The sequence below is a fragment of the Acidibrevibacterium fodinaquatile genome (genome assembly GCF_003352165.1).
Classification (GTDB): domain Bacteria; phylum Pseudomonadota; class Alphaproteobacteria; order Acetobacterales; family Acetobacteraceae; genus Acidibrevibacterium; species Acidibrevibacterium fodinaquatile.
In genome coordinates this window covers 3,337,705-3,362,550 of record NZ_CP029176.1, presented here as the reverse complement: position 1 = coordinate 3,362,550, position 24,846 = coordinate 3,337,705, and the positions used below count along the sequence as shown (strand labels likewise).

General features: G+C 65.4%; 19 protein-coding genes. 4 read left to right on the top strand and 15 right to left on the bottom strand.

Annotated features, from left to right (window positions below):
- Window positions 1-45: 45 nt before the first annotated feature.
- From tssC to DEF76_RS15955, 10 genes are all read right to left on the bottom strand, one after another.
- A complete protein-coding gene (gene tssC, locus DEF76_RS16000; protein WP_114913147.1) occupies window positions 46-1,524 on the bottom strand; it encodes a type VI secretion system contractile sheath large subunit in 1,479 nt (492 codons plus the stop codon).
- A gap of 68 nt (window positions 1,525-1,592) precedes the next feature.
- Window positions 1,593-2,153 (bottom strand): type VI secretion system contractile sheath small subunit, encoded by a 561-nt coding sequence (gene tssB, locus DEF76_RS15995; RefSeq protein ID WP_114913941.1) that lies wholly within the window; start codon window positions 2,151-2,153, stop codon window positions 1,593-1,595.
- Between the two features lie 210 nt (window positions 2,154-2,363).
- Window positions 2,364-3,524 (bottom strand): type VI secretion system protein TssA, encoded by a 1,161-nt coding sequence (gene tssA, locus DEF76_RS15990; RefSeq protein ID WP_275895690.1) that lies wholly within the window; start codon window positions 3,522-3,524, stop codon window positions 2,364-2,366.
- 5 nt (window positions 3,525-3,529) lie between these two features.
- Entirely contained in the window at window positions 3,530-7,555 is a 4,026-nt protein-coding gene (locus DEF76_RS15985) for a type VI secretion system protein (RefSeq protein WP_114913145.1), read from the bottom strand.
- Window positions 7,552-8,358: a DotU family type IV/VI secretion system protein gene (locus tag DEF76_RS15980; protein WP_114913144.1), complete on the bottom strand. Its 807-nt coding sequence runs from the start codon at window positions 8,356-8,358 to the stop codon at window positions 7,552-7,554. The genes DEF76_RS15985 and DEF76_RS15980 overlap by 4 nt, the downstream gene beginning before the upstream one ends.
- Window positions 8,358-9,722 carry a type VI secretion system baseplate subunit TssK gene (tssK, locus tag DEF76_RS15975; RefSeq protein ID WP_162800703.1) on the bottom strand — a complete coding sequence of 455 codons (1,365 nt, stop codon included), beginning with the start codon at window positions 9,720-9,722 and terminating at the stop codon, window positions 8,358-8,360. Before tssK ends, DEF76_RS15980 begins: the two co-directional genes overlap by 1 nt.
- A 33-nt stretch (window positions 9,723-9,755) precedes the next feature.
- Window positions 9,756-10,265, bottom strand: a complete 510-nt coding sequence (locus DEF76_RS15970) for a hypothetical protein (RefSeq protein WP_114913142.1) — start codon at window positions 10,263-10,265, stop codon at window positions 9,756-9,758.
- Window positions 10,262-10,990 carry an SPOR domain-containing protein gene (locus DEF76_RS15965; RefSeq protein WP_114913141.1) on the bottom strand — a complete coding sequence of 243 codons (729 nt, stop codon included), beginning with the start codon at window positions 10,988-10,990 and terminating at the stop codon, window positions 10,262-10,264. The genes DEF76_RS15970 and DEF76_RS15965 overlap by 4 nt, the downstream gene beginning before the upstream one ends.
- A 100-nt stretch (window positions 10,991-11,090) precedes the next feature.
- Window positions 11,091-11,480, bottom strand: coding sequence for a DUF4280 domain-containing protein (locus DEF76_RS15960; protein ID WP_114913140.1), 390 nt, complete (start codon window positions 11,478-11,480; stop codon window positions 11,091-11,093).
- A 110-nt stretch (window positions 11,481-11,590) separates the two neighbouring features.
- Entirely contained in the window at window positions 11,591-12,439 is an 849-nt protein-coding gene (locus DEF76_RS15955; RefSeq protein ID WP_162800702.1) for a transglycosylase SLT domain-containing protein, read from the bottom strand.
- Between DEF76_RS15955 and DEF76_RS15950 the strand changes: the two genes are divergently transcribed.
- Entirely contained in the window at window positions 12,426-13,916 is a 1,491-nt protein-coding gene (locus DEF76_RS15950; protein ID WP_162800701.1) for a hypothetical protein, read from the top strand. The genes DEF76_RS15955 and DEF76_RS15950 overlap by 14 nt on opposite strands.
- A 365-nt stretch (window positions 13,917-14,281) precedes the next feature.
- Here DEF76_RS15950 and istB read toward each other — a convergent pair whose 3' ends face one another.
- Together istB and istA are read right to left on the bottom strand one after the other, a co-directional pair.
- A complete protein-coding gene (gene istB, locus DEF76_RS15945; protein WP_114912091.1) occupies window positions 14,282-15,034 on the bottom strand; it encodes an IS21-like element helper ATPase IstB in 753 nt (250 codons plus the stop codon).
- 21 nt (window positions 15,035-15,055) lie between these two features.
- Window positions 15,056-16,573, bottom strand: a complete 1,518-nt coding sequence (gene istA / locus DEF76_RS15940) for an IS21 family transposase (RefSeq protein WP_408842839.1) — start codon at window positions 16,571-16,573, stop codon at window positions 15,056-15,058.
- A 349-nt stretch (window positions 16,574-16,922) separates the two neighbouring features.
- On the opposite strand from istA, the gene DEF76_RS19750 reads away from it, so the two are divergent.
- A complete protein-coding gene (locus tag DEF76_RS19750) occupies window positions 16,923-17,258 on the top strand; it encodes a hypothetical protein (RefSeq protein WP_205216039.1) in 336 nt (111 codons plus the stop codon).
- A 14-nt stretch (window positions 17,259-17,272) separates the two neighbouring features.
- Here DEF76_RS19750 and DEF76_RS15930 read toward each other — a convergent pair whose 3' ends face one another.
- Both DEF76_RS15930 and DEF76_RS15925 read right to left on the bottom strand, forming a co-directional pair.
- Window positions 17,273-18,115 (bottom strand): intradiol ring-cleavage dioxygenase, encoded by an 843-nt coding sequence (locus DEF76_RS15930; protein ID WP_114913137.1) that lies wholly within the window; start codon window positions 18,113-18,115, stop codon window positions 17,273-17,275.
- Between the two features lie 54 nt (window positions 18,116-18,169).
- Window positions 18,170-19,237 (bottom strand): zinc-binding dehydrogenase, encoded by a 1,068-nt coding sequence (locus DEF76_RS15925; RefSeq protein ID WP_114913136.1) that lies wholly within the window; start codon window positions 19,235-19,237, stop codon window positions 18,170-18,172.
- A gap of 241 nt (window positions 19,238-19,478) precedes the next feature.
- Here DEF76_RS15925 and DEF76_RS15920 point away from each other — a divergent pair, with 241 nt between their 5' ends.
- A complete protein-coding gene (locus tag DEF76_RS15920) occupies window positions 19,479-20,474 on the top strand; it encodes an NAD(P)-dependent oxidoreductase (protein WP_162800700.1) in 996 nt (331 codons plus the stop codon).
- Window positions 20,475-20,522: 48 nt separating this feature from the next.
- The gene (locus DEF76_RS15915) at window positions 20,523-22,295 is read left to right on the top strand and encodes an extracellular solute-binding protein (protein ID WP_114913134.1); all 1,773 of its coding nucleotides are present in this window, start codon (window positions 20,523-20,525) and stop codon (window positions 22,293-22,295) included.
- Here the strand turns inward: DEF76_RS15915 and DEF76_RS15910 are convergent.
- On the bottom strand, window positions 22,259-24,784 hold the full coding sequence (locus DEF76_RS15910) for an ATP-binding cassette domain-containing protein (RefSeq protein WP_114913133.1): 2,526 nt from the start codon (window positions 24,782-24,784) through the stop codon (window positions 22,259-22,261). The genes DEF76_RS15915 and DEF76_RS15910 overlap by 37 nt on opposite strands.
- Window positions 24,785-24,846 lie beyond the last annotated feature (62 nt).

Below are 24,846 nucleotides of genomic sequence, written 5' to 3'. Positions count from 1 at the left end.
AAACGGGTCCTGACTCAAAGGTTGAAACTGGCGGCCGAACCGACGTCAGGCGGCGACCGGAGGCGGAAGCTCGGCGACCAGACGAATGGATGCGGTGAGCTCTTCCAATTGGAAATGTGGCCGCAAAAACACTGTCGCTGTGTAGACGCCGGGCTTGCCGGGTGTATCGAAGACATCGACCCGCGCCTCTCGGAGCGGGAAGCGCGCCTTCAGAACCTGCCCGGCATCGTCCTTGCCAAGGACATACTCGCCTATCCAAAGATTGAGGAATGCCTGGACGTTTTCCTTGGTCATGAAGCTGCCGATCTTGTCGCGCATGATGACCTTGATGTAGTGGGCAAATCGTGACGATGTCAAAACATAAGGCAGCATCGCCGACAGCCGGGCATTGGCGTTTGCCGCCTCGGAGACGTAGAGTTTGGGCTTTTGTGATGTCTGTCCGCCGAAGAAAGCGGCAAAATTCTCACCCTTGTGGTGGAGAAGCGCGATGAAGCCGAGATCGTTCAGTTCCTTTTCGCGCCGATCCGTGATCGCAACCTCGGTCGGGCATTTCAGCACCCTGTCGCCTTCCGGGGTGGAGAAACTATGTGCCGGCAATCCTTCGACCTTGCCGCCGCCTTCGACGCCCCGGATCGCCGCCGTCCAGCCATAGACGGCAAAGGCGCTGACGATGCGGTGTGCGAGCTTGTAGGCCGCATTCCCCCAGAGATATTTCTTATGGTCGGTGCCGTCCACGTCCTCGACAAACGAGATGCCTTCGACCGGGACAGTGTTGGGGCCGTAGGGCAAGCGCTGCAAGACCCGCGGCAGCACGAGAGCGGTATAGCGGCTATCCTCGCTCGCCCGGAAGGCACGCCAATCGGCAAAATCGCTGCTTTCGAAAATTTTCGCGAGATCGCGCGGCGCCGAAAGCTCAGTAAATGAGTCGAGAAAGAACATCGCCGGCGCGGCCGCCGTGATAAACGGCGCATGCGCCGCCGCCGCGACATTCGAGATACGTGTCAGCAGCAGCATGTCTTCGGCGCCGGGCCCGAACTCGTAATCGCCAACCAGCATGCTATAGGGATTGCCGCCGAACGTGCCGTATTCGTCCTCGTAGACCTTCTTGAACAGAGCGCTTTGGTCGAACTCGATGGCGTTCTTCAGATCTTTCGCGAGATCCGCCTTGCTCACGTTCAGCAGCCGCAGCTTCAGCCGCGTGCCGGTCTCGGTATTCATGACCAGGTCATGCAGTCCCCGCCACGATGCCTCGAGGCGCTGGAATGCCTCGTGATGCATGACCTCGTTCAACTGCGCGCTGATCAAATCATCGAGTTCGGCGATACAGAACTGAATCCGCTGTGTCACATCGAGGCTGGTGGTGCCGGTCTGCTCGACCACGCGGCTGGCAAATTCCTCAACCAGCCCCCGCGCCGCCAACCGCATGGCGGGATCGGGATCGCGGACCAGCCGGCCCTCGTCGAGAATGCGATCGAGCAACGTGGCCGGGGCCGAGGCAGTGGATGATTCTGGTTCGAGAGCCACGACATTCCTCCTAAATCCAAACGGGCCAGATCCAAACGCGATCTCAATTTTCTGCGGATGCGAACCTGTCAGCCGGCCGGCGTTTCCGTTGGCGCCCCACCTTCCGGCGGCGACGCCGGATTAGCAGCCGACGACGCTTTCAGATCCTCGCGCAGCTTGGCTTGCTCGGCGGTGTCAGCCAACACTTGGCCGAGGAGACCGTCGAGATCATCATTACCATCGAGCTTGGCGAGCAGATCGTTGAGTCTGGAGCGAGCGTCAAACAATTTCTTCAGAGCTGGAATTTGTTGCACGATCTGATCGGGGCTGAAATCCCCCATTTTCTTGAGAGAAAGCAGAACACTGATCATTTCGTTCGAATCGGGCTGCAATTTATTCGCCACCTGGAAGGCGAGCCGGGGGGCTATGGCACCCATCACATCGTCGAAATTATCTCTGTCTATCTCAACGAATTTCCGTTCCTTGAGCCGTGGCAGGGGGTTTTCCGGCTTGCCGGAGAGATCGGCGAGAATGCCGACGATGAATGGCAGTTCCTTCTTCTGGATGGAGCCGAGTGTTTCGACATCGTACGTGATCTGCACGCGCGGCGGGCGAACCCGCGAAAGAACCTGCTGCTTGCTCTCGGACATGATCCCCCCATGGACGCAAAAATCCAATGCCATTTAGCACCAACGAAACCCTGTCTGTCCAGAAAAAACGCCTATTATTCTAGGCAACTGAAGGATTACTGGCATGTGAGGGTTTCGACGACAGGTGCGGCACCCCATTACGTTAATTTTTTTGCTGTGATGTAACGAAAAACTAACGTTCCTCAGGGCTCGACTCCTCCGATTGGCGGATTATTTGCCGCCGTCTCCATCGTCCATCATCTCCGGACCAACCATTGCCGCCATGCCGAGAAGGTCGAAGACCTGCGCAATATCGAGGCCGGCGCTCGAAAACAGGGCGATCAGTTGTGCGAAGGTCAAATCGCCCCACGAGACGGCGCAATGGAGCAGATAGGGCACCGGGCTGTGCGGCTCGGTGCGTTGCAGGAAATCGGCGATCGCGGCAAGGCGGGCATAAGCGTCCTCGCGCGAGGCGATGGCACCCGCAGCCTGCGGCGCAGCAGACGGAGCGGGCGCGGGCGGCGCCGAGGGAGAAGGCGCTGGAGGCGGGTTTTCGCGTGGCGCAGACAGCGCCGGCGCCGACTGCCGCTTGGCAAGCCATAGTTCGGTGAGATTGAGGATATCGGTGATCGCATTGCCGATCGCGCCCAAGCCCGGCGCATCGCGGCCGCAACGCGCTTCGAGAACCGTATCGAGAGCGGCAAGAGCCCTGCGGCTATCATCGAGGGCGGCGATGTTTTGCTGCCAGAACAGACTCTCCGTCCGCTCACACATCGCCGCAAACATCGCCATCGTCACCGCCCCCGCGGCCTCGGACCGATCGACCGATTTCGGATCACGTTGGCGCAGGCTTTCAAGAAGCTGGGCATTGGCGTAATCGGTCCAGGTATAGGCTTTCTGCTCGCTATCCTGGCCGCGGACCAGAGGGAGGCTGCGAAGCAGCGTCGAGAACCGGGTGTTCATCCACTCGAACGGTGCAAGCCGCGGCGCGAGGTCGCCGTCATCGATGGCGGGATGGAGATCCGGCCAGAACTGCTCACAGAGTAGATGCACGAGACGCAAGCCAGATGCCATGCCGGCAAAGCCCTGGCGGTGCGTGATCGCCTCGGTGAGCCGGCCGGCGACCAGCAAATCCTTGCTGCGCTCGCGGAGCACGCCGCGGCACAAACGCTCGACCTCCGCCCAATCGGCGCGTTTGATGTCGCGCGCCCAGACCCCTTGCGGCAATTGCGGGTTCTCATCGCGGCTCGCCTCGGCGATCTCGCGATAGACCGGATCCCACCGCAGATCCACACCCGTGCGCGCCGGCCCCGGGATCGGGGCGAGCAGAGCATCGATATCAGAAATGTCTTCTGATTTTGGAATGAACAATCTCCTGATCAGGTGAAACACATAAGCTAGCCCGCGGCTTTTGGCAGAGCGCGCGGCGCGCTCATCGGTGACGAGAGTGACGGCGGCGGCGGCAACGGGGCTGCGGTCGGAAAGACCGGGAGCAGAACGGGCACACGCTTGTCGGGCGCGCCCGGCACGTGGATGATCGCGGTCAACCCGATCCGCATGAAAAGGCGTGCGACCGCAACACGGGTATCGCCGCCGGTGGCCGCAGCCGGATTGGGCTTGAGGTTGATCTGCAAGCCGATGGCCTCCGGCCGCCGATCGGAAAGCTGCATGAGCACGCCTGGCGGCGGCGCGAGCGTCGTGATCAGCCGCAGCAGCGCCCAGGCGCCGCCGAACCGGTAAGATGCGACGAGACCGTTCACCGAAGGGTTCGGCACACCGCCGCCGGCGGGAATGCTCGGCGCATTCGTCGCCCAGCGCACGGCGATCGTCGCCGGCTGGCCATTACTCCAGGCGAAAACAGCGGGCGCCGCGAACGAGGACAAGGTCTGCTGGCCGAATTGCAGCGAGGCCTCGGCGACCTGATCGGCGCCCGGGTCGCTGCCCGCATTGGTGCGGAAATCGACCGCGACCTCATAGGTCAGCGGCGCGTCCGGCGCGGGATTGAAGAGCATGGGGGCGAGAGCGGCTTGTGCGGCAACCAGGCTGGCAACGAACGCATCGGCGCCGGTGCGGGCATAGGCGGGGGTTGCCGCGAGCCGCGTTGCGAGAGTTGCGAGATCGGGGCCGAAACGGTCGAAGAAACGCTTCACGTCACCCGCGAACGCGTCCGGCGCGGCGGCATCGCCGAACGGGAAGCGCCCGGCGAGATCGCGATTGAACGCCGTCGCGAGTTCGCCGTATTGCGCGACCAGATCGCTGTAGGAGACGCTGGCGCAGCGCCGGGCGACGGCATTGCGGATGGTGCCGAGCTGGTCTGCAAACCAGTTGCCACCACCACCACCTGCGAGCCGCTGGCGGCAATTGGCGAGATCGATTTGGTCCATATCCGCGGCGATGAATTGTTCGAGCTGGCTCAGGGCATTGGCGGGATCGTTGGCATGATAGCGGTCGAGTGTCGCGATGATGCCTTGCCAGCGTTCTTGCAGCGCCCGCTGATTACCGGCGAGCAATGCCGCGCTCTGCGCGAGATAATTGATCAGCGGCGCGGCATAATCGCGCGCCAGCGTCTCGACATAGTCGCGGCGCGCGGGCAGCGTGCCGACGAGATCGGCGAGCGATGACGCGCCAAAAGCGGGCGCGGCCAGCGGCGGCGCGCCGGTCCAGAAGGAGAGGCTGCGATCGGCGAGCTGATAGGGATCGGCCGAAAGCAGAATGGCATCGACGCGGGCCAGCAGGCCGACCGCCTGCTCGGCAATGAGCTGGTCGATGCGGGCGGCATTCGCGATCTGCCCGGTCGCACGCAGCGCCTCGCGCATATTGGCGAGCACCGGCGCCGCTTCCGCGAAATGGGCAATGTCGGCATGGAGCGCCGCCGCGCCGCCAGACGCCGCCGCCCCGGCGTTCGGGGCGACCATCGCGCCCGCGAGCAGCCTTGCAAGCTGCTCGCCGCCGGCGGCCAACACCTGCGCCTGAAAAAGCGCCGGCTCATTGGCCAGAGACTGCGCGACGAAAACTAGAAAACCCTCTGAGATCGGCTGCAACATGCGCAAATCGCCGTCGTCCCAAACCGGCGGCAAACCGGCCGCGAGCGCCCGCCCGAGATCGGCTGGCGGCGCGACAGTGGTCATCAGTGGCAGCGACAGCAGGGCGTCGATCGTCTTGCGGATAGCGACGAGCGGGGGCGAAAGCGTCACCGCGCCGCCTTCGACGGCGAGAACCTTGGTGCCGCCGAACACGGTTGCCGCGAGCAGCGACGATCTCGCATCGGTGGCGGCGCTCGCGGCCTGTTTGGCAAACGCCGCCACCGTCTCCGGATCGATCGGGACGGTATCCTGACCCGCGCTTTCCGACGACGATGCCAGGCCACGCAATTGCGCGAGGATCGCGGCGATGGGGGCGATTTCGGTCTCGTCGATCAGCCATGCATGCTTGCCTTGCGCTGCTTCCGTCTCCGCCGCACGCAGCGCTTCGCCAAGCGCGCGGATGTGATCGGCAGCCCCCTGCCAGGAGGGTGATGGCGACATCCCGCGGCTCGCCTCAACGACCCTGGCCACCGCACGCGCAAGCGGGTTGGCGCCATAGGCGCTGGCGAGCGCGTTCGCGAACGGGCAGGCCAGGATCCGGCCGATATTCTCGCGCAATCGCGGCATCGACAATGGCGGAAACTGCGCCTGTTTCAGAGCGACGAGGTAGAGATAATTGTCTGTCTCAAATGAATCCGGTAGTGCGACCGCAAGGGAAAACCCGAGCAATCGCTTGAGAGCATCGATCTCCGGGTGGTTTCTGAGCTGATGATAGAAGGTGATCTGCTGCGGATATTGCGCAAGCCGCGCGACGATCTGCTGCATCTGCGCGATGCCGTCGGCTGGCACACCGCTTGCTGGCACGCCATTGGCCGACGGCGCCGATGACCCGGCGCAGGCCGCCACCGCGCGCGCGTCGAAATTGCCCGGCAACACCGCTTCGCCGCTCGCGAGCCGGCCGCGAACCTCGCGCAGGATGACATGTTCATAGGCGCCGCGGATCGCAGCGGTCACGGTATTATCGGCCCCGCTCAGCAAAGAGAGCGGCGCCCAGACGGATTCGATGCTGTTGACGCCGACGCCGCTCATGGCGCCGAGCAGTTTTCGGGTCACGGCGGCCCGCTCGGCGAGGTCCGGAATGCCTTTCACGCTCACCTCGGAAGCGATGTCGAGACTGGCCGCGACCAGAGGCTGCACCGAGGCGATGGCGCTTTGCTTGCGCTCAATGACGGCAAGGCCGATCGCCATCAGCATCGCGAGCGCGGCGAGACCCGCCTGCGCCATGCGGATCTGGCGCCGCCGCCGCGTCGTCGCCCCGAGGGCTGGCTGCGCGAGGGTGTGTTCGGGGAAAATCCTGTCGTGAAACAGTTTGGCAGCGAAGGCCGCAGGCTCGGTGCCGCCATCCGGCGTCGCGCCGCCCGTCAAGTAGAAACCACGAAACATGAACGCCTCGTGATAGGCACTCGGCTGCAGCATCGGCGTCAGTACTTGCGCGAGCGGCTCTTCCAGCGCGGCGACGGCCTCGGGAAATAATAGGATCTGCTCCGCCGCCGCGGTTTCGGTGGCGCGGACGAGCAATGGCGCCTGCGCCAGAGAGAGGCGCGAGACCAGGGCGTCGATCCCGTTTTGCACCCACCGACGCTCGAACATACTCTCGAGCGCATAGGGAACCGTCCAGCCGAACGGCGCCTGTTGGATGAGCGGCGCTTCCCTCATCATCGCCTCAAGGGTCGCCGTAAACCCGGTAAGGCACTCACATCCGGTGAGCACGAGATAGATCGGCACCCGCCATCCGCCGGCGCGCTGCGCCATCCAGATCAACTGATGGAGCCGCTCCCCGAGGGCCAGGATCCGATCATCGGCCCAGCGCCCGGGGCCATGGAGCGCGCCCGCATCGAGCATGACGACCAGACCGTCGAACGGACGGTCGGCACGGATGGTGGCCAGGCCTTTGAGGAGTGCGGCCCAGCGGGCCTCCGCGCGTTCGCTCCGCAGCAGCCCGTCGTCAAAGCTCACCACGGCGCCATCGGGGCAGACCGAGAACCGGCAGTCGCCGACGAAAAGATCCCGCTCGGCGCGGGCGAGATCGCCGCTCCGCAACGCCGGTATGAAGCGCCGCAGATCGGCGCTCGCGCTGCCGATCGTGACCATGAGCGGAATCCCGGCGATGCCGTCATGGGGATCGCGGAGCGCGGCGAGCCGCACGGCAGCGGCACGGAAACCCGTCGGCGCTGGCGCCGGCGGCCGCTCTTCGCGCGTGGGGGCGGGGATGGACGGGGGCTTCGGCCGGAACTGGCGGATCGCGGCGATCGTTGCCAACACCAGCGCCCCCGCGAACACCATGGCGAGCGCCGGCAGCAGATCGGCCAACGCCGGCGGCAAGGCGAGCGCACCCGTCATGGCACAACCTGGTGCAGCAGATCGACGGCCCGCGCGGCATCGCTGACCAGAGAGGCAACGCCGTCATGCCAAAGTGCCAGGCTCACGAAAAGATAGACGACCGTCAACCCGACGGCCGCCATCAGCCACGGGCGCAACGGCGGGAGAGACACCGGGCGCGCATTGACGAGCGCCTCCTCAGCGCCGACGGCAAGCCCCTTGAGGGGAAAGGCGGCGGTGGGCGGTATCCGGAAGACGAATTCATAGAGCCGAGCCTTCAGCCGTTCGATCTCACCGCGGTCATCGCTATCGCGATAGCGGCCGCGATAGCCGGTCTCAAGCGCAAGCAGGATGGTGAGCGCCGTTGCCTCGGCGTCCTCGCGATGTCGGGCGACGAGATCGTCGACGGCATCGAAAATGCGATCTCCCGCGATCCTGCTGCGATAGAGCAGAACCTCGAGCGGCGTCTCCGCCCAGCCGCTCCGGCCCGGCCAGTCGATATCGTGGAGCAGCGCCGCATCGGCGACGGCGGCGCACACATAACCCGGGCTGATCCCGGCCCGCCGTCCCGCCGCCAATCCAGCCCCGGCGCCCTCCCCGAGCCCTTCATCGACGAGGATCGCCGTCCGCAATCGCTGCCGCGCCGCCTGCAGCGTCTGCTCGCCCACACTGCCCGAGAGCATGCCCGACGCCGCCGCGTCGCCGACCAGTGTTGCGAAATTGCCGGCCTGCAGCAAGCGTTTGATCTGGAATAATTCGCGATAAAAGACCCTGTAGCGTCTGAGCGCGGTCTCGGCGTCGCGCGACAGAACGAGCGTCGCCATCAGCTTTGCGACGCCGCGTAGAAGAGGCGGAGTTCCACCGGCTCCGCAAGTTCGCGCATGGCGGTCTGGCTGATTTCCAGCACGTCGCCGGCGGCGACGAAACCGGCCTCGGTCGAGACGCGAAACAGAACCATGTTGGGCGGCGGCAGCAGATCGAGTTCGGGCACACTGCCGATCGCTTCCCGCGCCGCCCCGATCACGGCATTGTCGCGCATCGCCGCGATCCGCGAGACGCCGCCGATGACAGCGCTATCGAACCATTCCCGCACCGCGGCGGCATCCTGGCCCGCGCCCAGCCGAGCGCCGATCACGAGGCTCGCCGCACGTTGATACTCAGGCCGCATCACCAGAATGAAGCGACCGGGCTCGGGATGCTCGAACGCAACCGAGCTGTAGGGTGTTCGCAACTGACGCAAAGCCGCGTCGATGTAACCGGCGACGGCTTGAAAAGCGCCGAGAAGCTCGACATGCCGGTAGCCGCCGAAGGCCGGCAGCATCACCTGGCCGCCGATCACCGACAAATCGCCGGCGATATCGCAGAGCGCGAGATAGAGATCGAATGGATGCGTCGCCGCCGTCGCGAGTAGCGCATCGAGCCGCGGCAGCCCGCGGGCGATCATGCGGAGCGTGGTGACGCTCTCGCTCGCGACCGCCGCCTGCCCCTCGGCCAGGGCGCCGCTCAACCGCACCCCCCATTCGGTCGCCTTGCTGCGCAAATCGGCGCAGACGCGGTTCGCACACTGAAACACCAGGGATTGCTGATCGAGACGGAAACGCGGCGGCTCATAATCGATCTGGACCGGCCCCTGCGGGCCACATTCCAACACCGCGAGCGGCAGGCTGACGAAGCGCTGAGAGGGCAGGTGCTGCGGACTCTCGGTGATCTGCAAACCGAGCAGCGGCACATAGCGGGCCATGGCAATGCCGTTATCGGCGGTGTTTTCATCGAGGACATTGGGGTCCTCGAACTGCCGATAGCGCTGATGGCCGCCATGCTGACCGGCGCCGGAAGGCGAGGCCGCGACTGCGAGATGCACGGCGATCCGTTTTGGCCGCGGATCGGCGAGCAACGGCGCGAGATCGAACTCAAGCCGCGGCGCCGCAGGGTCGAGATGGGCGTAATGGGTGACGACGAGACCGTCGGGGAGGATGGCCTCAAGCTCGGTGACCGCGAAAACCCGCCCCACCAATGCCGCCTTGTCGATGTTGAGGCGGCTCACGCCCCAGCCAAAGGGCGCCGCGGCCAGGGTCATATAGCTCTGCAAGCTCTCTTGGCGCCGCGTCGCCTGTTGAAAATGTTGCGGCGACAGCAGCATGCCTTCATGCCATTGCACCGCCGGCGGAATCGAGCGCGCATCAATCACAGCGATCTCCCAACGCATATCGTGGTTTTTTGATCATGGCGATACCGTGAAATCCTCTCGCTTGAGAGAAACCACGACGCTGCCGGCATCGCCGAGAGACTGCCGGTGATCGCCTGGCGTGCCATAGCGGGCGAACAGCAGGGTGCGCACCCGGTTGCAATCGGGGTGGACGGCGGCATCCCGCAGAATCTGTCCCGGCGTGATTTCCCACGAGCGTATGACGAGGCCTGTCGGGAAATCCCGCTCCAACTGGGCGCGCCGGCTGAAATACGCCTCCGCCGTGAGCGGTGCGATCTGCTGGGCGGCGAGCGGGTCGGAGATGAAAAGGAGGTCGACGGCCACCGCCGAGGTCCGATTGGCGTCGGCATCGGCAACGAGGGTCACCCGGCTCGGGCCGGAGGGGGCAAGACAGAGCCAGGACGGGGTCGAACACCCGGCCAGAACCGAAAGCGCGAGGCAATGGCCGCCAAACATCACACGCTTTCTAAGCCCGGCGCGGGCGCGAAAGCGCCCCCCCGAAGACGCCAAGAGCCGCGCGATCATGGCGCCGCCCTCACGATGAGCACCGGAATCCCGATCCGCTTCCGGATCGCGGCCGCGGTCTCGGCAACCGCCGCGCGATCGCCGAAGCCATTGATGCGAACCAGAAGCAGCGTTCTGGCCCCGAACGTCGCCGGCGTGATCGTGGCTTTATAGCCGAAACGCTTGAGTTCGGCCGCAAGCCGCGTCGCGTTGGCTTCGTCCTGAAAGGCGCCGGCCTGCAAAAGATAGCGGCTGTTCCGGCCGGCGCCGGCTGCGGCCGGCGTCGCTTCCTTGGCGGAAGGTGGCGCGCGCCGCTCGGCGGATGTGCCGGGCGCGGGCGGAGCGGTGTCGGCTCTCGGGAGCGGCGCGGGTGCGGCTGGCGGCGGGCTCGGCGCGGCCACCTGATTGGCGGCCAGGGTAGCGCTCGACGCGGCGCCGGGCAGGGGCAGAGCGGCGGGGGTAGGCGGCGCGGCTTGCGCGTTCGGCGCCGGCGATGCGGCATCAGGGCGTTCGGCCGCCTCAGCGCCGACCAGGCCCGCAGCAGGCGCCAGCGATGGCGCGGGCGCGGAGAGCGCGGACGGGGATACGCGCGGCGCCGGTGTCGGCAGGGTGGGTGTCGGCAGGGTGGGCGTCGGCAGGGGGGAGGCCATCCAGCCGGGATGCGCGGCCAACAGCCAAACACCCATCACCACGCCCAGAGAAAAAGCACTGATATTGGCAAAGACGATGAGGATCGCGGCCCGCATTCAAGCCACCGCCGGCCGATCGCCGTACCGAGGGGCACAAGCGCTCGCGCCACTGCGGACGCGAACACATCGAGGGTGAGGGCTCACGGCCGCGCCACCGTCAGGGAGTCATGACCGTGAACTGGCCGGGCGCGGCGACCTGAATGACCCCCGCCCACAAGCACATGAGCTTGCAGGTATTATTCACCGCCGGCAGAGCGCCGACGAGGACCGTCGGCACGCCCGGCAGCCACGGCGCCACGGTCGCCGGGACGCAGGGCATCGGCGTGAGCACACCAAGCGCCGCCGCGGTCGCGGCCGCAACGGTTGGATTGGCAGGGCTGGAACACATGCCGAATGACGGAATATTCACGATTGGGACGTGGTCCATAATGGTCGCCGCGGGGGCGCTATTGGCCATGACGCGGTTGGTCGGCAAGACCTGCAAGGCCCCAGGGGCCGCACCGAAGCTGCATTGCAGTACAGCACCATTTGTCAATTGAACCGGCATCCCCCCATTACCGCATCTCTTCAATGCGAACGATACGCCATTACGACAGCCAGTGTAAAGTATGTCGATGAAATTCTATCATAAAGAGCGCTTCAGATAGTAAAAATTGGTCACCAGCGATTTGTATTCGGAATTGTCGGTAAAAACGATGGCGGTTGCAGGGCAGATGACCCGTTTTTCGGCGGGGGCGGGAATTCGCCACTTGGCGCCGCAGCGCTGGCCAGGGCCCGCCGCAGCGACGACACCGAGGCGAAGGGCGAGCCGCCGCACCCAGCCGCACGCATTGGCAGCGCCCAGGCGCCGGCGCTCGGCCCCGCCGCAACGCAATTCGGCGTCGCTGCGATCAGGCGTGCAAGGGCGTCCGCGCCGACCCCCTCCGCGGCCGCGGCCGCCAGCGGCAAAGGCGCGAACGGGTGCAACACTGAGCGCCCGCGCCGCTGCGGCCAGCCGCCGGTCCAGAGCGCGAGCACCGCTTGGCGGTATGGTGCGCCGAGTGCTGGCGTGCGTGAGTGATAGGCGGCGGCGGCGGCCAGCCAATCCCCGGTTTCGGCAAACAATGCGGTCAGATAGCGGGCGGCGTAAGCGGCATTGACCGCCGGATCGAAGGCTTGCACGAGCGAGGCGAAGGCGTGGGCATGGTGTCGCAGATTGACCTGCAGGCATCCGACATCGATCGAGCGCACGCCGCGCATTTCCAGAGCCTGCACGGCCTCGATGGCCTCATTTTCGGTGGCGAAAAAACGCCCATTGCCCTCGGCATTGATCGTCCACGGCCACGGTGCGAGCACGCCGCCCGGCCCCGGGCGGCCGGATTCCCGGACGGCAATGGCCGCGAGCAGCCCGCTGGGCAGAGCCGCATCACGCTCAGCCGTAAAGATGGCGGTATCGCAATCAGGCTGGCTCCGCGCCGGCGCCGGTGCAACGAACAGTAGCCACAACGTCGTAATGACGCCCGCCATCGCGCGTGCCGCGGCCCGGTGTTGCGGTGTGCCGATTGCGCCGCACGTCAACCCTCCCGGCACCATCATGCCGTGCACCCCTCCCACGCACCGCGGCCGCAAAGCGCGGCGAACCGCCAGTCCCGCCTCAGCGGACCATAGAGATGCGCGTCGACACATTCAACCTTTCGTGGTATTGACTTGCCGCGATCGAAAAGCGCCGGCGCGGTGCCACGGCCGAAGGAATGCAGACAATACGACGAAGATCTGCAAAGCACGACGCAGAACGAGGAGGGACCACGCCATGGCCGTCGGGTTCGAATTCGCAACCAACTGGCAAATCTACAAAGACGCACCGATCCCTCCTGGCCAGGCAACGCCGCCACTCTTCTCCAAGGGGTTTACCCTCAAGCGGACCACCGGCTGGGACATGACCATCGACGGCCGCGAGATCGAGTTCGTCGTCAAACCCGTGGACGAGAATGCGCAGGGCGAAGGGAGCGTCCGCGCGCGTATGCGCATCCTCGAGGCCTTCGTCAGCAGGATGAATGGGATGCGCGGGCAGGCCCAGCTCCGCAACACCGATTTCGCCGGCCACATCCCGGCGACCCCGCGCTTCGTGATCTATACGCAAAACCAGCCCATCAGCGCCATTCCCCAAGTTTCGGCGGGCGTCCTCCTGGCCCGCTATCGCAAGCTCGTGCGCGTGCTCGCAAACCCCAACCGGAATGCGACGACTCAGTTTTTCGGCGGCTCGGCCCAGCAATATGCGGGGGTATTCGCCTCTGTCCGGCTGCCTCCCGCTGCTTTGCAGGATCCGAACTGGCCGGGGCACGTCCCGAGCGCAAAGCTGCGCGGCCTCGTGAGCCTGATTGCGACCTATATCAAACGCGGCACCCCGCCGGCGCCGAATACGCCGATAAAGGCAGCCAAATATCTCATGGTCGTCATGGCGAGAACGAATTTCGCCGGCATCTTCGCGACCCTGCCGCAGGCCGAGCGCGATCATTATCGGCAAAACCCCCTGCACTGGGTCAGTTACATCTGCACCACGGTGATGGCCAATGTCGCCGGCTTCGGCGGCGGCGCCAATCCCAACCAGCCGCTGATCGGCTACGAGATTTCCGACCAGAGCCAGCTCGGGCCGGGGCAGCGCGTGACGCTTCCCATCACGCGCCGGGCCTGGCTTCTGGAGATGACCCGCGGCCGCGATCTGCTCACCGCCGAGGCGCATAAGATCGGCGCGTTCCATCCTGTCAACAACCCGATCTATCGCGATACCGCCGGGGTAGGCCATCGCCTGCGCGGCCTCGGCGGCCTCGGCCAGCGCACCGACCTCATCCCAACCCCGTCCGGCCCCAAACCCGGCATCATCTTCGAGTTCCGCGCCCGGCAGAATCCGGTGGCCTGGGACCAATGGACGGATTACGCCGTGCGCATGTATCGCTTCTTCGAAAATCTCAACGAACAAGCGAAAAACGTAGCGGTCGATTATTAACTGAGCCGCTGCTAACCTCTCGCGCGTCAGATCTCGCCCATTTCCGGCCAGAACGCCGCGAGGCGTGAGCGGCGCGCCACCTCCCAGATGCGCTGTACCTACGGGATTCACGCATTTGAGGGGGTAGCGAGGACGAAGCCTGCGGCCATTGAGGCGAACCTTGCCCATCCGGCTCGCATGGTTTTGGTCCGGGTGGCCTGTAGTCGCAACTCCAGCTGCGGATTCCGATGAAGTCGGCCATGCATTCCAACTTGAAGCCGGCCACTGCTTCCGAACTGAAGCCGGCCGGGGTTCCGATTTGAAGCCGGCCACCTGAGCGTCTTCGGTTGGGTCTGGTTGAATGATTATCGTGTCCTTGTTTTGGGTCAAGTTCGGGCGTGGGCCGGTGCCGGATCGCGCTTTTTACGGAGGCTCTCGCCGGTGAGTTCGATGCGGTAGGCGTTGTGGACGAGGCGGTCGAGGATGGCGTCGGCGATGGTGGGATCGCCGATGATTTCGTACCAGCGCTCGACCGGCACTTGGCTGGTGATGATGACGGAGCGCATCTCGTGGCGGTCATCGATAATTTCCAGCAGATCGCGGCGTTGGTCCGCGTTCAGGGTCTCGGGGCCCCAATCGTCCAAAATCAACAGGTCGAGCCTGGCGATCTGGCGCAGTGTTCTGGCGTAACGGCCATCGGCGCGGGCCAGCGCCAGGGCAGAGAACAGCCGCGACACCCGGTGATAGGCGGTCGAGAGATCCTCGCGGCAAGCCTTCTGGCCCAGCGCGCAGGCCAGCCAGCTTTTGCCGACCCCGCAGGGGCCGGTAATGAGCAGATTATGCCGGGCGCGCACCCAGTCACAGCTGGCGAGTTTCAGGAACTGTGCCCGGTCGAGGCCGCGCGGGGCGCGGTAATCGACATCCTCGACGCTGGCGGACTGGCGCAATTTGGCCGCGCGGGCGCGGCTCTCGAAGCGTTTCTGCTGTCGCAACGTGGCCTCGTGCTCGAGCAATAAAGCCAGCCATTCGCCATGGGCCAAACCGGCAACCTCCGGCCGGGCGTCGAGGTCCTTGAAGGCTTTGGCCATGCCGTGCAGGCCGAGTTTGTGCAGCAGGTCGAGGGTCGGGTGGGTGAGCATGCTTGTTCCTTTCAGTGGAAATCAGTGAAAATATTCGGCGCCGCGCAGATTGCTGTGGGTCAGCACCGCCTGCGCCTCATCTGGCGGGCTGGCCGTCTGGTCGAGCTTGCTGGCGATGATCGAGGCAATGCTCTTGTAGTTGAACGCGCCAAAGGCGACCGCTCGGGCCGCCACCGCCTCGGCGCGCGGACGGTCCAACTCCTTGAACAGCCGCAGGATGCCAAGGCATGTCCGAAACCCCTGTTCCGGATGCGGCCGGTTGGCGAGGATGGCGATGATCAGCCCCTCGGTCTGCGGGCCGATCGATGCGCCCCATGAGCGGAACCGCTCCGGCGTCCATGCGGCGTAGCGCCGGTGCGCGCTCGGCATATGCTCAGGGGCAGTGCCGTGCCTTGGACCGCCATAGCGGCGCTGATGCACCGCGACCCGCTTGCCTTGGTGGAAGATCTCAACCATCCGCTCGGTGGCGCGGGTATCGACTTGCTGGCGGATCAGCTGATGCGGCACCGAGTAGAAAAAGCCGCAGACCTCGACATGATAATCCAGCGAGACGCGGGCAAAACCCCACTCCGCAAACTCATGGTCGGTCTCTGGCAATGCCGCCAAAGCCTGGCGTTCGATCGTCTCGAACAAATGCCGCCGGCTGACGCCGAGCCTGCGCATGACATGCGCGTTGATCCGCTCCACCATGCCGGCAATCGCCTGGTTGGCTTCAGCCAGAGAGAAGAAAGTCTGCTGGCGCAACCGGCCCAGAATGTAGCTCTGGGCAAAGCGGACACCGGCTTCCACCTTCGCCTTGTCCTTCGGGCGCCGCGGCCGGGCCGGCAAAACACCAACACCGTAATGCGAGGCCATCCGGCCATAGCTCAGGTTGATCTCTGGATCGTAGAACGACGCCTTGTTGACGCCGGACTTCAGATTATCCGGCACGATCAGCCGCGGCACGCCGCCAAAAAACCGGAACATGCGGCTATGCGCGCCGATCCAATCCGGCAGCGTCTGGGTCCAGCTCGCCTCCGCGTAGGTGTAGTTCGACGCGCCCAGCACCGCGACAAAAATCTCCGCCATGCGCACGATGCCAGTTGCGGGATCGGTGATGCCCAACTTTTTGCCGGAATAATCGACGAACACCTTGTCGCCCGCCCGGTGCTCCTGGCGCATGACCGGTGACAGCCGTGCCTCGAACTCCCTGAACAAATCGCAGAACCGGCTGTAGCTGTACCCTTCCGGATGCCCGGCGCGATATTCCTCCCACAGCACCATCAGGTTCACGCCCGGGCGCTTGAGCTCGCAGACCAGCTCGCTCCAGACCGGCTCGGCGCGCCGGCGCACCCCCCGCGGCGCGCCGCTGCGGGCAAACAGCCGCTCCTCCAAAACCGCATCACTGAGGTCGGCCGGCAACGGCCACGCCAGCCCCGCTGCCTGCGCCCGCTTCAGATTGTCCTGGATCGTGCTCCGCGCCACGCCCAGCATCCGCCCCATCGCCCTGGCGCTGATGCCGTCACTGGCCAGCCGTAAGGTTTGTCGTATCTGCCGCATCGTCAGCTCTCTCTTCGCCGGCATCCAGCCCTCCTCGTTGATGGTAACGAGAGGACAGTTGCCCGAGTTGCTGACCCAGCCGAAAACGCTGAAAAATCCCCGCCAGGTGGCCGGAATTAAATCGGAATGGTGGCCGGCTTCAAATCGGAACGCTGGCCGACATCAAATCGGAATCCCCGGCCGGCTTCCGTCGGAATCTGCATCCAGCCACAAAAACGACTCTCATTTAAGAAATCATGCTCTAGAGCAAGTGAACCGCCCCAGTTTTCCCGGAGGCCTTTTGGTTTAAGTTATGCTGTCATCAGCATGGCTTCCTGCATAGCATAATATCTTGCCTCGGCTTCCGCGGGTGGGAAATGCGGAATGGTCGCTGTCCCCAGCTTACGACCTCAATCCCGTTCCGGCCGATGTCAAGGCGCGGGTGCTGACGACGAATCTCGATCTCGATGAAGGCACCTGCTCGCTCGACCTGCTGGAATCCGCGTCGGGCTTCTTCGGTCTCACGCTGGCGCAGGCCCGTCCCATCATCAAGGAGGTCGCGACCGTGATGGCGACTTGGCGCGACACCACCGGCCCGGATGCCCCGTCTCTCGGCGAGCCGTCCCGAGATGAAAGGCCCGGACGAGATATCGAGATATATTGTCGTCTGGAACTTAAGGGAGTTGCTAACCAAGCACCTAAATAGGTATCATATCCCAATCAGCCGCTCGGGATGAGGACGAAGTCGAAGGGCGAGCGCCAGCGTGTGCGCCCGTCTGTCGCTGGCTCGAACGGCGCGATCAGGGATGCCTTGACGCCGAACACGGCGTCCGTGGAGAGCCAGGGATCATCACCAACGAACGTGTGGGTGACCAGGCGCTGATAACCCGGTGCGGTGATCATGAAATGCATATGCGCCGGCCGCCTCGGATGGCGCCCGAGGGCAGTGAGCATTTTCCCAACCGGCCCATCATCGGGGATCGGGTAGCTCACCGGCTTGATACCGATGAATTCGTAATGCCCGTCCGGGCCGGTGATGAAAACCCCGCGATTATTCCATTTGTCCTGCAGGCCGGGCTGCTGGACGGAATAGAACCCCTCCGCGTTGTCCGACCACACGTCGATCCGCGCTCCCGCGATCGGCGCGCCGCCGAGGGTGAGGACGCGGCCGGTATAAAGACAGGTCTCCCCCTTGCCATCGAGCGAGATGGTGTCGCCCATCGCCCGCTCCGGCGCGCCGGCGACATGAAACGGGCCGAGGACGGTATTCTCGGTCGCTCCCGGCGGACGGCGGTGATTGATCGCATCGACCAGCATCGAGAGCCCGAGGACATCCGAGAGAAGGATGAATTCCTGCCGCTCGTCGCTGCACATCTGGCCGGCCTTGGTGAGGAAATCGATGCCGAACGCCCATTCCGCTTCGGTCAGCGCCACCTCCTTGGCGAAAGCGTGCAGATGGCGGACCAGCGCCGCCATGATCTGCCGCAGACGCGGATCGATCTCCGCGCCCATGCGGGCATTGACGGTCTCTTCTGAATTCGCCTCGGTGAAATAGCGGGGCATGGTTTCCTCCTGATGCTGGTTCTTTGTCTCATCCTGGCCCGACGCCGGTTGCCCTCACGTGCGAACGACAATCTTCAAATGGTTGCCAGCCGGGTCGAGCAACGCCTCGAAGCCCTTGGCGACGACGTCAGCGGCGTCGATCCGCGCGGTGATGACTTTTTCCACCGGGAAAGCGCCGGCTGCAATCAGGCGGGCGATACGTGGCCAGACCTGTACCGGATAACACCAGGTCGCCTCCACGGTGATGTCCTTCAGCGCCCACTGCATCGCATCGATGCTGGCGCGTTTGATGTGCAGACCGACCTGCACCACCTTGCCCTGCCGCCGCACCGCCGTCGCACAGGCGTTGAGCGAGGCTTCGAGGCCGACACATTCCAGCGTCACATCGACGCCCACACCCTCCTCCGTGAGATCGCCGACCACCGCCATCAGATCGTCGGCTTTCGGATCGATCACCACCGCGTAAGGGGCGATCTCGGCGAGGATCCGGCGCCGGTTGGGGTTCGGCTCGGCGACGATGATCAGCGCCGCCCCCGCCGCCCGCGCTGCCAGCACGGTGAGCGCGCCGATCGGCCCAGCGCCCGAGACCAGGACCGTCGATCCCGCCCGCACGCCGCCGCGGTCGACGCCATAGAGCGCGACCGCCGCTGGCTCGATCATCGCCCCTTGCTCGTCGCTGAGCGCGTCCGGAATCGGCTGGGCGTTGTAATCCTTGATCACCGCCCGCTCCGCCATCCCGCCCCAAGCCCAGCTCAGACCGACGCAGCCCATCCGCGGCGATAGGTGATAAAGCCCGCGCTTGCCGTAATAATCATCGCGTGGCGAGAGAAGGGGCTGCACCGAGATGCGGTCGCCAGGTTTCACATGGCCAACCGCGTCTCCCACCTTGACGACGCGGGCGGAGAATTCATGGCCGAGGATCTGCGGATTGGTGGCGCCGGTGAAGACATGCGGGGTGGTCGGGGTGACGATCGGGCCGGCGATGTATTCATGCAGGTCGGTGCCGCAGATGCCGGCGCAGAACGGTTCGATCAAAACTTCGTCAGGGGCAAGAGTCTCAACCGGCGGCGCGACATCCTCGACCCGGATGTCACGAGCGGCGTGAAAACGGACAGCTCTCATTTAAATCCTCCCAGGTTTGACCGCTGCGGTTTGGTTGCCTCGGCTTGAGTCGGCTCGGCGAGCAGCGTTAGGGGGTGGCGCCAGCCAGCCGCCGCTCGGGCCGCGGTAGCGAGGACGAGCCTAGCAGCGCGCGGCGGCGGCGCCTGCGCGAATTTCATCCGATCTGGATGATTCCTCCGAATGCCGAGCGTGGCGGTGCGGGTATGCTGGTCGCTAATACGGCACGCAAAGGGGGAATATCGTGACGGCAAACGCGCGGAGCGAGCAGGGGCGCAGCCCCCACGGCAATGATCCAAAGACCGATCGAGAGCACAACCCAGAGCACACGCCGGGGAAAGTTCCGGACGGTATTGGCTGGATCGGTGTCGGCAAGATGGGTAACCCGATGGCCACACGGTTGATCGAGGCTGGACATCGGCTGACCGTCTGTGATCCGGTCGCCGAGAACCGGGCGAGCTTGGTCGCGCGCGGGGCGCATGTCGCGGCGACGCCGGGGGCGCTGGCGGCGCGCTGCGGGCTGATTTTCTCGACCATTCCCAATGACGCGGTGCTGTTGGAGGTGATCTTGGGCCGCGGTGAGCCTGAGGGTTTCCTCGGCCAGATCGCCGCCGGCGCTGTGCTCGTCGAGATGAGCACCGTCTCGCCGGCCGCCTCGGCGCAAGTGGCGGCGGCGCTGGCGGGCCGTGGCGTCTTCTATCTGCGCTGTCCGATTTCGGGCAGCACGGCGCTGGCACGGGCCGGCACGCTGACCGCGCTCGCCTCCGGGGACGAGGCGGCATGGGTGCGGGCGGCGCCATTCCTCGACCTGCTGGCGTCGCGTAAATTCCATCTCGGGGCGGGCGAGGAGGCGCGCTACATGAAACTCGTGCTCAACACCCTGGTCGGGGCGACCGCGTCGATCCTCGCCGAGGCGTTGGCGCTGGGCGCGGCCGGCGGCCTCGACGACGCCGCGATGATGGCGGTGATCGTCGACAGCGCTGTCGGCTCGCCGTTGCTGCGCTACAAGCAAGCGATGATCGCCGAACACGATTTCAGCCCCGCTTTTTCGGTCGCGCAAATGATCAAGGATTTCACCCTGATCAGCGACACCGGGCGGGCGCAGCGGGTGCCGATGCTGGCCGCCAACCTGATCCTGCAGCACTATATGGCGGCGGCAAACGTCGGTTTTGGCGAGCAGGACTTCTTTGCGCTCGTCCCCTGGATGCGGGTAATCTACGGCCTCGACACCAACCCCTGAGCGGCCAGATCCCGCAAGGATGAGGTCTCACCACGCCGCAGGACGGGCATGACGGCACCCCCGCGAAAACTTTCGGATCATGAACTCTCGCGCGTGATCGACTTCCTGCGCAAGATCCGCCAACCCTTCGATGCCGGCATGCCGGGCGCCCGGCCCGATATCTATTGGAACGTGGTGTTGGAGCTGATCGACCGCTACCTCCAACAACGTCCCGTCGATCTCTCGACCCTGATCCAGCTCGCGCGGGCGAGTTGGGGCACCGGGAACCGGCTGGTTGCGCGGATGCTGGAAGAGGGGCTGATCGTCCGCGTGCCGCGCGGGCCACACCACAAAACGACGTTTCTCGCCCCGAGCGAAAGGCTGATCGCCGATTTCATCGACTACGCAACCGAGATCAAGGCGCATCTCGCCAAGACCTTCGGCCTGCGCTCGGGGACGGAGACCGACGAGTATTATTTCGGTGGATCTTATTTCGCCGCCCACATCATTGCCCCGCTGCAGGGCGGCGATATCAGCTCGGCGGTGCTGCGCAATCTGCGCTTTCTTCTTCATGACGACAATTATTTCGTCTCCATGCGCAACATGTGGTCGGATTTCCGCAACGATATCGGCCGCAAAAGCAGCTTCGACTTGCGCTCGCTGCCGGAGCTCTACGGACAGGCGACGATCGCGCTTCGCGATCCCGCCACCGCCTATGCGGTGGTCGCGCTGAACATGCCCTGGCTTGGTGGTTTCGCCGATGCCGGGCTGCTCGCGCCGCTCGATGAGGAGTTGGCGCAGGCGCCGATCAACCCGCTCGATTTCCACCCCTCGGTGTGGGGTACCGGGCGCTGGAAAGGGCGGCAATATGGCATTCCGATCTACTGCACGGTGGAGATCCTGACCGCGCGGCGCGACCTGTTCGAGGCTGCCGACCTCGCCTATCCGCGTACCTTCGACGAGACCATCGCCGCCGCCCGCGCCCTGCACCGGCCCGAGCGCGAGCAATACGGCATCGCCTGGAACGGCGCGCGCGGCATGACCATCGCCCACGCCTTCATGTTCTTCATGGCCTCGTCAGGAGGTACGTTGATCGAGATCCCACGTAAGAGCGAGAACTGGCTGGACGGGTTCGACACGGCCAATCTTCGGCTCCGCATCGACAGCGCCGAGGGGCTGGCGGCGATCGAGTATATGCGGGCGCTTGCCGAAGTATCGCCGCCCGGGGTCGCAACCTTTGATGCCGAGCGCAACCTCGCCTGTTTCATGGCCGGCCACGCGGCGATGAGCTATGTATGGACGATGCGCGCGGCGCGGCTCGAGCATGAGCCGAGTTCCAAGGTCAAGCGGCGGGTCGCCTATCTCACTCCGCCGGTCTTTAAAGGAGGGCAGGTAACGGCGCCGGTCGGCGGCTTCCTGCTCACCATCCCGGCCTATGTGCCCAACGAGCGCCGGCAGGAGATCCTCAACGCCATCGCCTGGATGGCCTCGCCGGAAGCCATGAAGGCGCATGTCAAAAACGGGTTTCCGGTAGCGCCAAGGTTTTCGGTGTGCGCCGACCCCGAGGCGTTGGCCTCCTCGCCGATCGTGAGCCTCGTCGATCGGATGGCGCGACACCATGAACTCAACACCTGGTCGCGCCCGCCGGTGCCGGAATATGTCGAGATCGAGCGCATCCTCGGCTGCGAGGTGTTTGCCGCGGTGTTCGAGGGCAAGCCGCCGAAACGCGCTTTGGCCGATGCCCAAGCCGCCGCCTATCGGGTCATTCGCGCCCGCCCCGCCGGCGTCCGCCCGCGGCCGCGCGATCAAGCCTCGTCGCCGCGACCGCGGACAGCGGCATAGACCAGGGCCGCGACCAAAATCAGCCCTCCCTGGAAGACGTATTGATAAGTCTGCGTAAGGCCGAGGAAGGCGACGATGTTCAAGACCTCGGTCAGCAACACGGCCCCGAGCACGGTCCCGAGAACGGTGCCGCGCCCGCCTTGCAGGCTGGTGCCGCCGAGCACCACCGCGGTGATGCTCGAAAGCGTGTAGTTCACCCCCTGGCGCGGGTCGCCGACACCGATCTGTGCCATCAGCATGACCGCGCCGATCGCCGTCAGCAGGGCGGCGCCGAGATAGCCGAAGACGAAGATGCGGTCGATCGGCACCCCGATCCGCCGCGCCACGTCCTCGTCACTGCCGCAGGCGCGGAGCTGCCAGCCGGCGCGGGTTCGCCGCAGCGCGATCTCGGCCAGCATGGCCACCGCCACCATCACCACAAAGGCGATCGGCATCGGCCCGATCTGGGCATTGATGGTTGCGACCACGTCACCCGCGATATAGCCGCCGGGTCCGTCGCGGAGCAGGAAACTCGCACCCTGCAGGCCGATATACATCGCGAGCGTCGCGGCGATCGGCGTGAAATTGGCGAAGCGGATGAGAAGGCCGTTGATTGCGCCAACGCCGAGCGCCGCCGCTGCCATCAGCCCGAACCCGATCGCCATCGTGCCGGCGCCGGCGCCGTCGACGACGAAGAACGACGCGATGACGACGAGCAGCCCGGCCAGCGGCCCCACCGAAAGATCGATCCCGGCGAGCAGCAGCGGGATCGTCTGCCCGAGGGCGATGAAGCCGAGCGCGGTCGCCAGCGCCAGGATGTTGGCGAGGTTGAACGCCGAGAGATAATGGGGATTCTGACTATAGCCGTAGAGCGCCAATCCGGCGATCACCAACGCGAGCGGCACCGCCGGCGCGTTGTCGGTCTGCACGATATGGCGCAAGCGGCTTGCCGGCGTTGGGCGCTGAGCGCTGAGCGTTGCCCGCGTCTCGGCGCCGACCGCGGCGGCGACGATGCGCGCCTCGGTCACCTCGGCGCCGGTCAAGGTCGCTACCACCTGGCCGCGCGAGAGCACGACGACGGTGTCGCAAAGCCCCTCGAGCTCGGCAGCGTCGGAGGAATTGACGATCACCGGCGTGCCCTGAGCCGCAGCCTCGCGCAAAATGCGATAGATCTCGGCGCGCGCACCGACATCGACGCCCTGGGTCGGTTCGTCGGCGACGATCAGCGCCGGTGCCGCGAGCAGGGCGCGGGCCAGCACCACCTTCTGCTGGTTGCCCCCCGAGAGCGCGAGTACCGGCGCTTCGAGCGAAGGGGTCTTCACCGCCAGCGCGTCAAACACCGCCTCGACCGCGCCGCGCTCGCGCCGGCGGCTGACGAGGCCGCCGGTTGCGAATTTGGCGAGCGCCGCAAGCGATGCATTTTCGCGCACCGAGAGCCCCGCCGCCAACCCCTCGGCATGGCGATCAGACGGCATGAAGGCGGCACGGCGCAAAAAATCGCGTGGCCGCAGCGTCCGCCCCTCGAGGATCATCGTCCCACCCGCCGGATGCCGGCCGGCAAGCGCCCGCATCAGCTCTGATTGGCCGTTGCCGGCGACCCCGGCGATGCCGAGGATTTCGCCGCGCGCGACCTCGAAGCTGACATCATGGAAGCGGCGGCCGCTCAATCCACGCACCGCCAGCACCGTCGCGCCCGCGCCGGGTGGCGCCTTGGGCGGGAAGGCCGCGCCGAGCGCCCGGCCGACGATCATGCCGAGCAGGTCATGATCGCTGATCTCATCGACGAGGGCGCCGCCTTGCACGCGGCCGTCGCGCAGCACCGTCACGCGGCGCGCGATCTGGCGCAGCTCGGCCATGCGATGGGTGATGTAGATCACGAGCGTGCCCGCCCGCGAAACCTCGCGGATGCGGCGAAAGAGGATGTCGGTTGCCTCCTGATCGAGGGAGGCGGTCGGCTCGTCGAGGATCAGCACTTTGGGCTGGAGCGCGAGCGCTTTGGCAATCTCCAGAAGTTGCTTCTGCGCGACGGTCAGCGTCTCGCCGCGCGCATCAAGCGGCATGTCGAGGCCCATGCTCGCGAGGATATCCCGCGCCGCAGCGCGTGCCGGGCGGTCAGCGAACAACCGGGCGGGCAGGGCAACGCGGAGGTTTTCGAGTACCGAGAGGTCGTCGAGCACCGCCGGGTGCTGATAGGAAATGGCGATCCCGAGCGCCGCCGCGGTCTCGGGGGTCATCGCCGGGACAGGGCGGCCGCTAAATTCGATCGCGCCGCGGTCCGGCGGCAAGGCGCCGGCGATGATGTTCATCAGGGTCGATTTGCCGGCGCCGTTCTCGCCGAGAATGGCATGCACCTCGCCGGCATGGAACGTGATGTCGACATCCGACAATGCCGGGACGCCGGAATAGGATTTCGCGATGCCGGTAAGGCGGAGCAGCACCGTGCCGTCGCGCCCATCACCGTCATCTGCGTCCCTGTCCCGATGCCCGACTGCCACCGCCGCGTCCCACATTGCAAGATCATCCCATGCCGCAAGAAGCGGTGTCGCGATACCCCACGGGTCGCGACACCGTT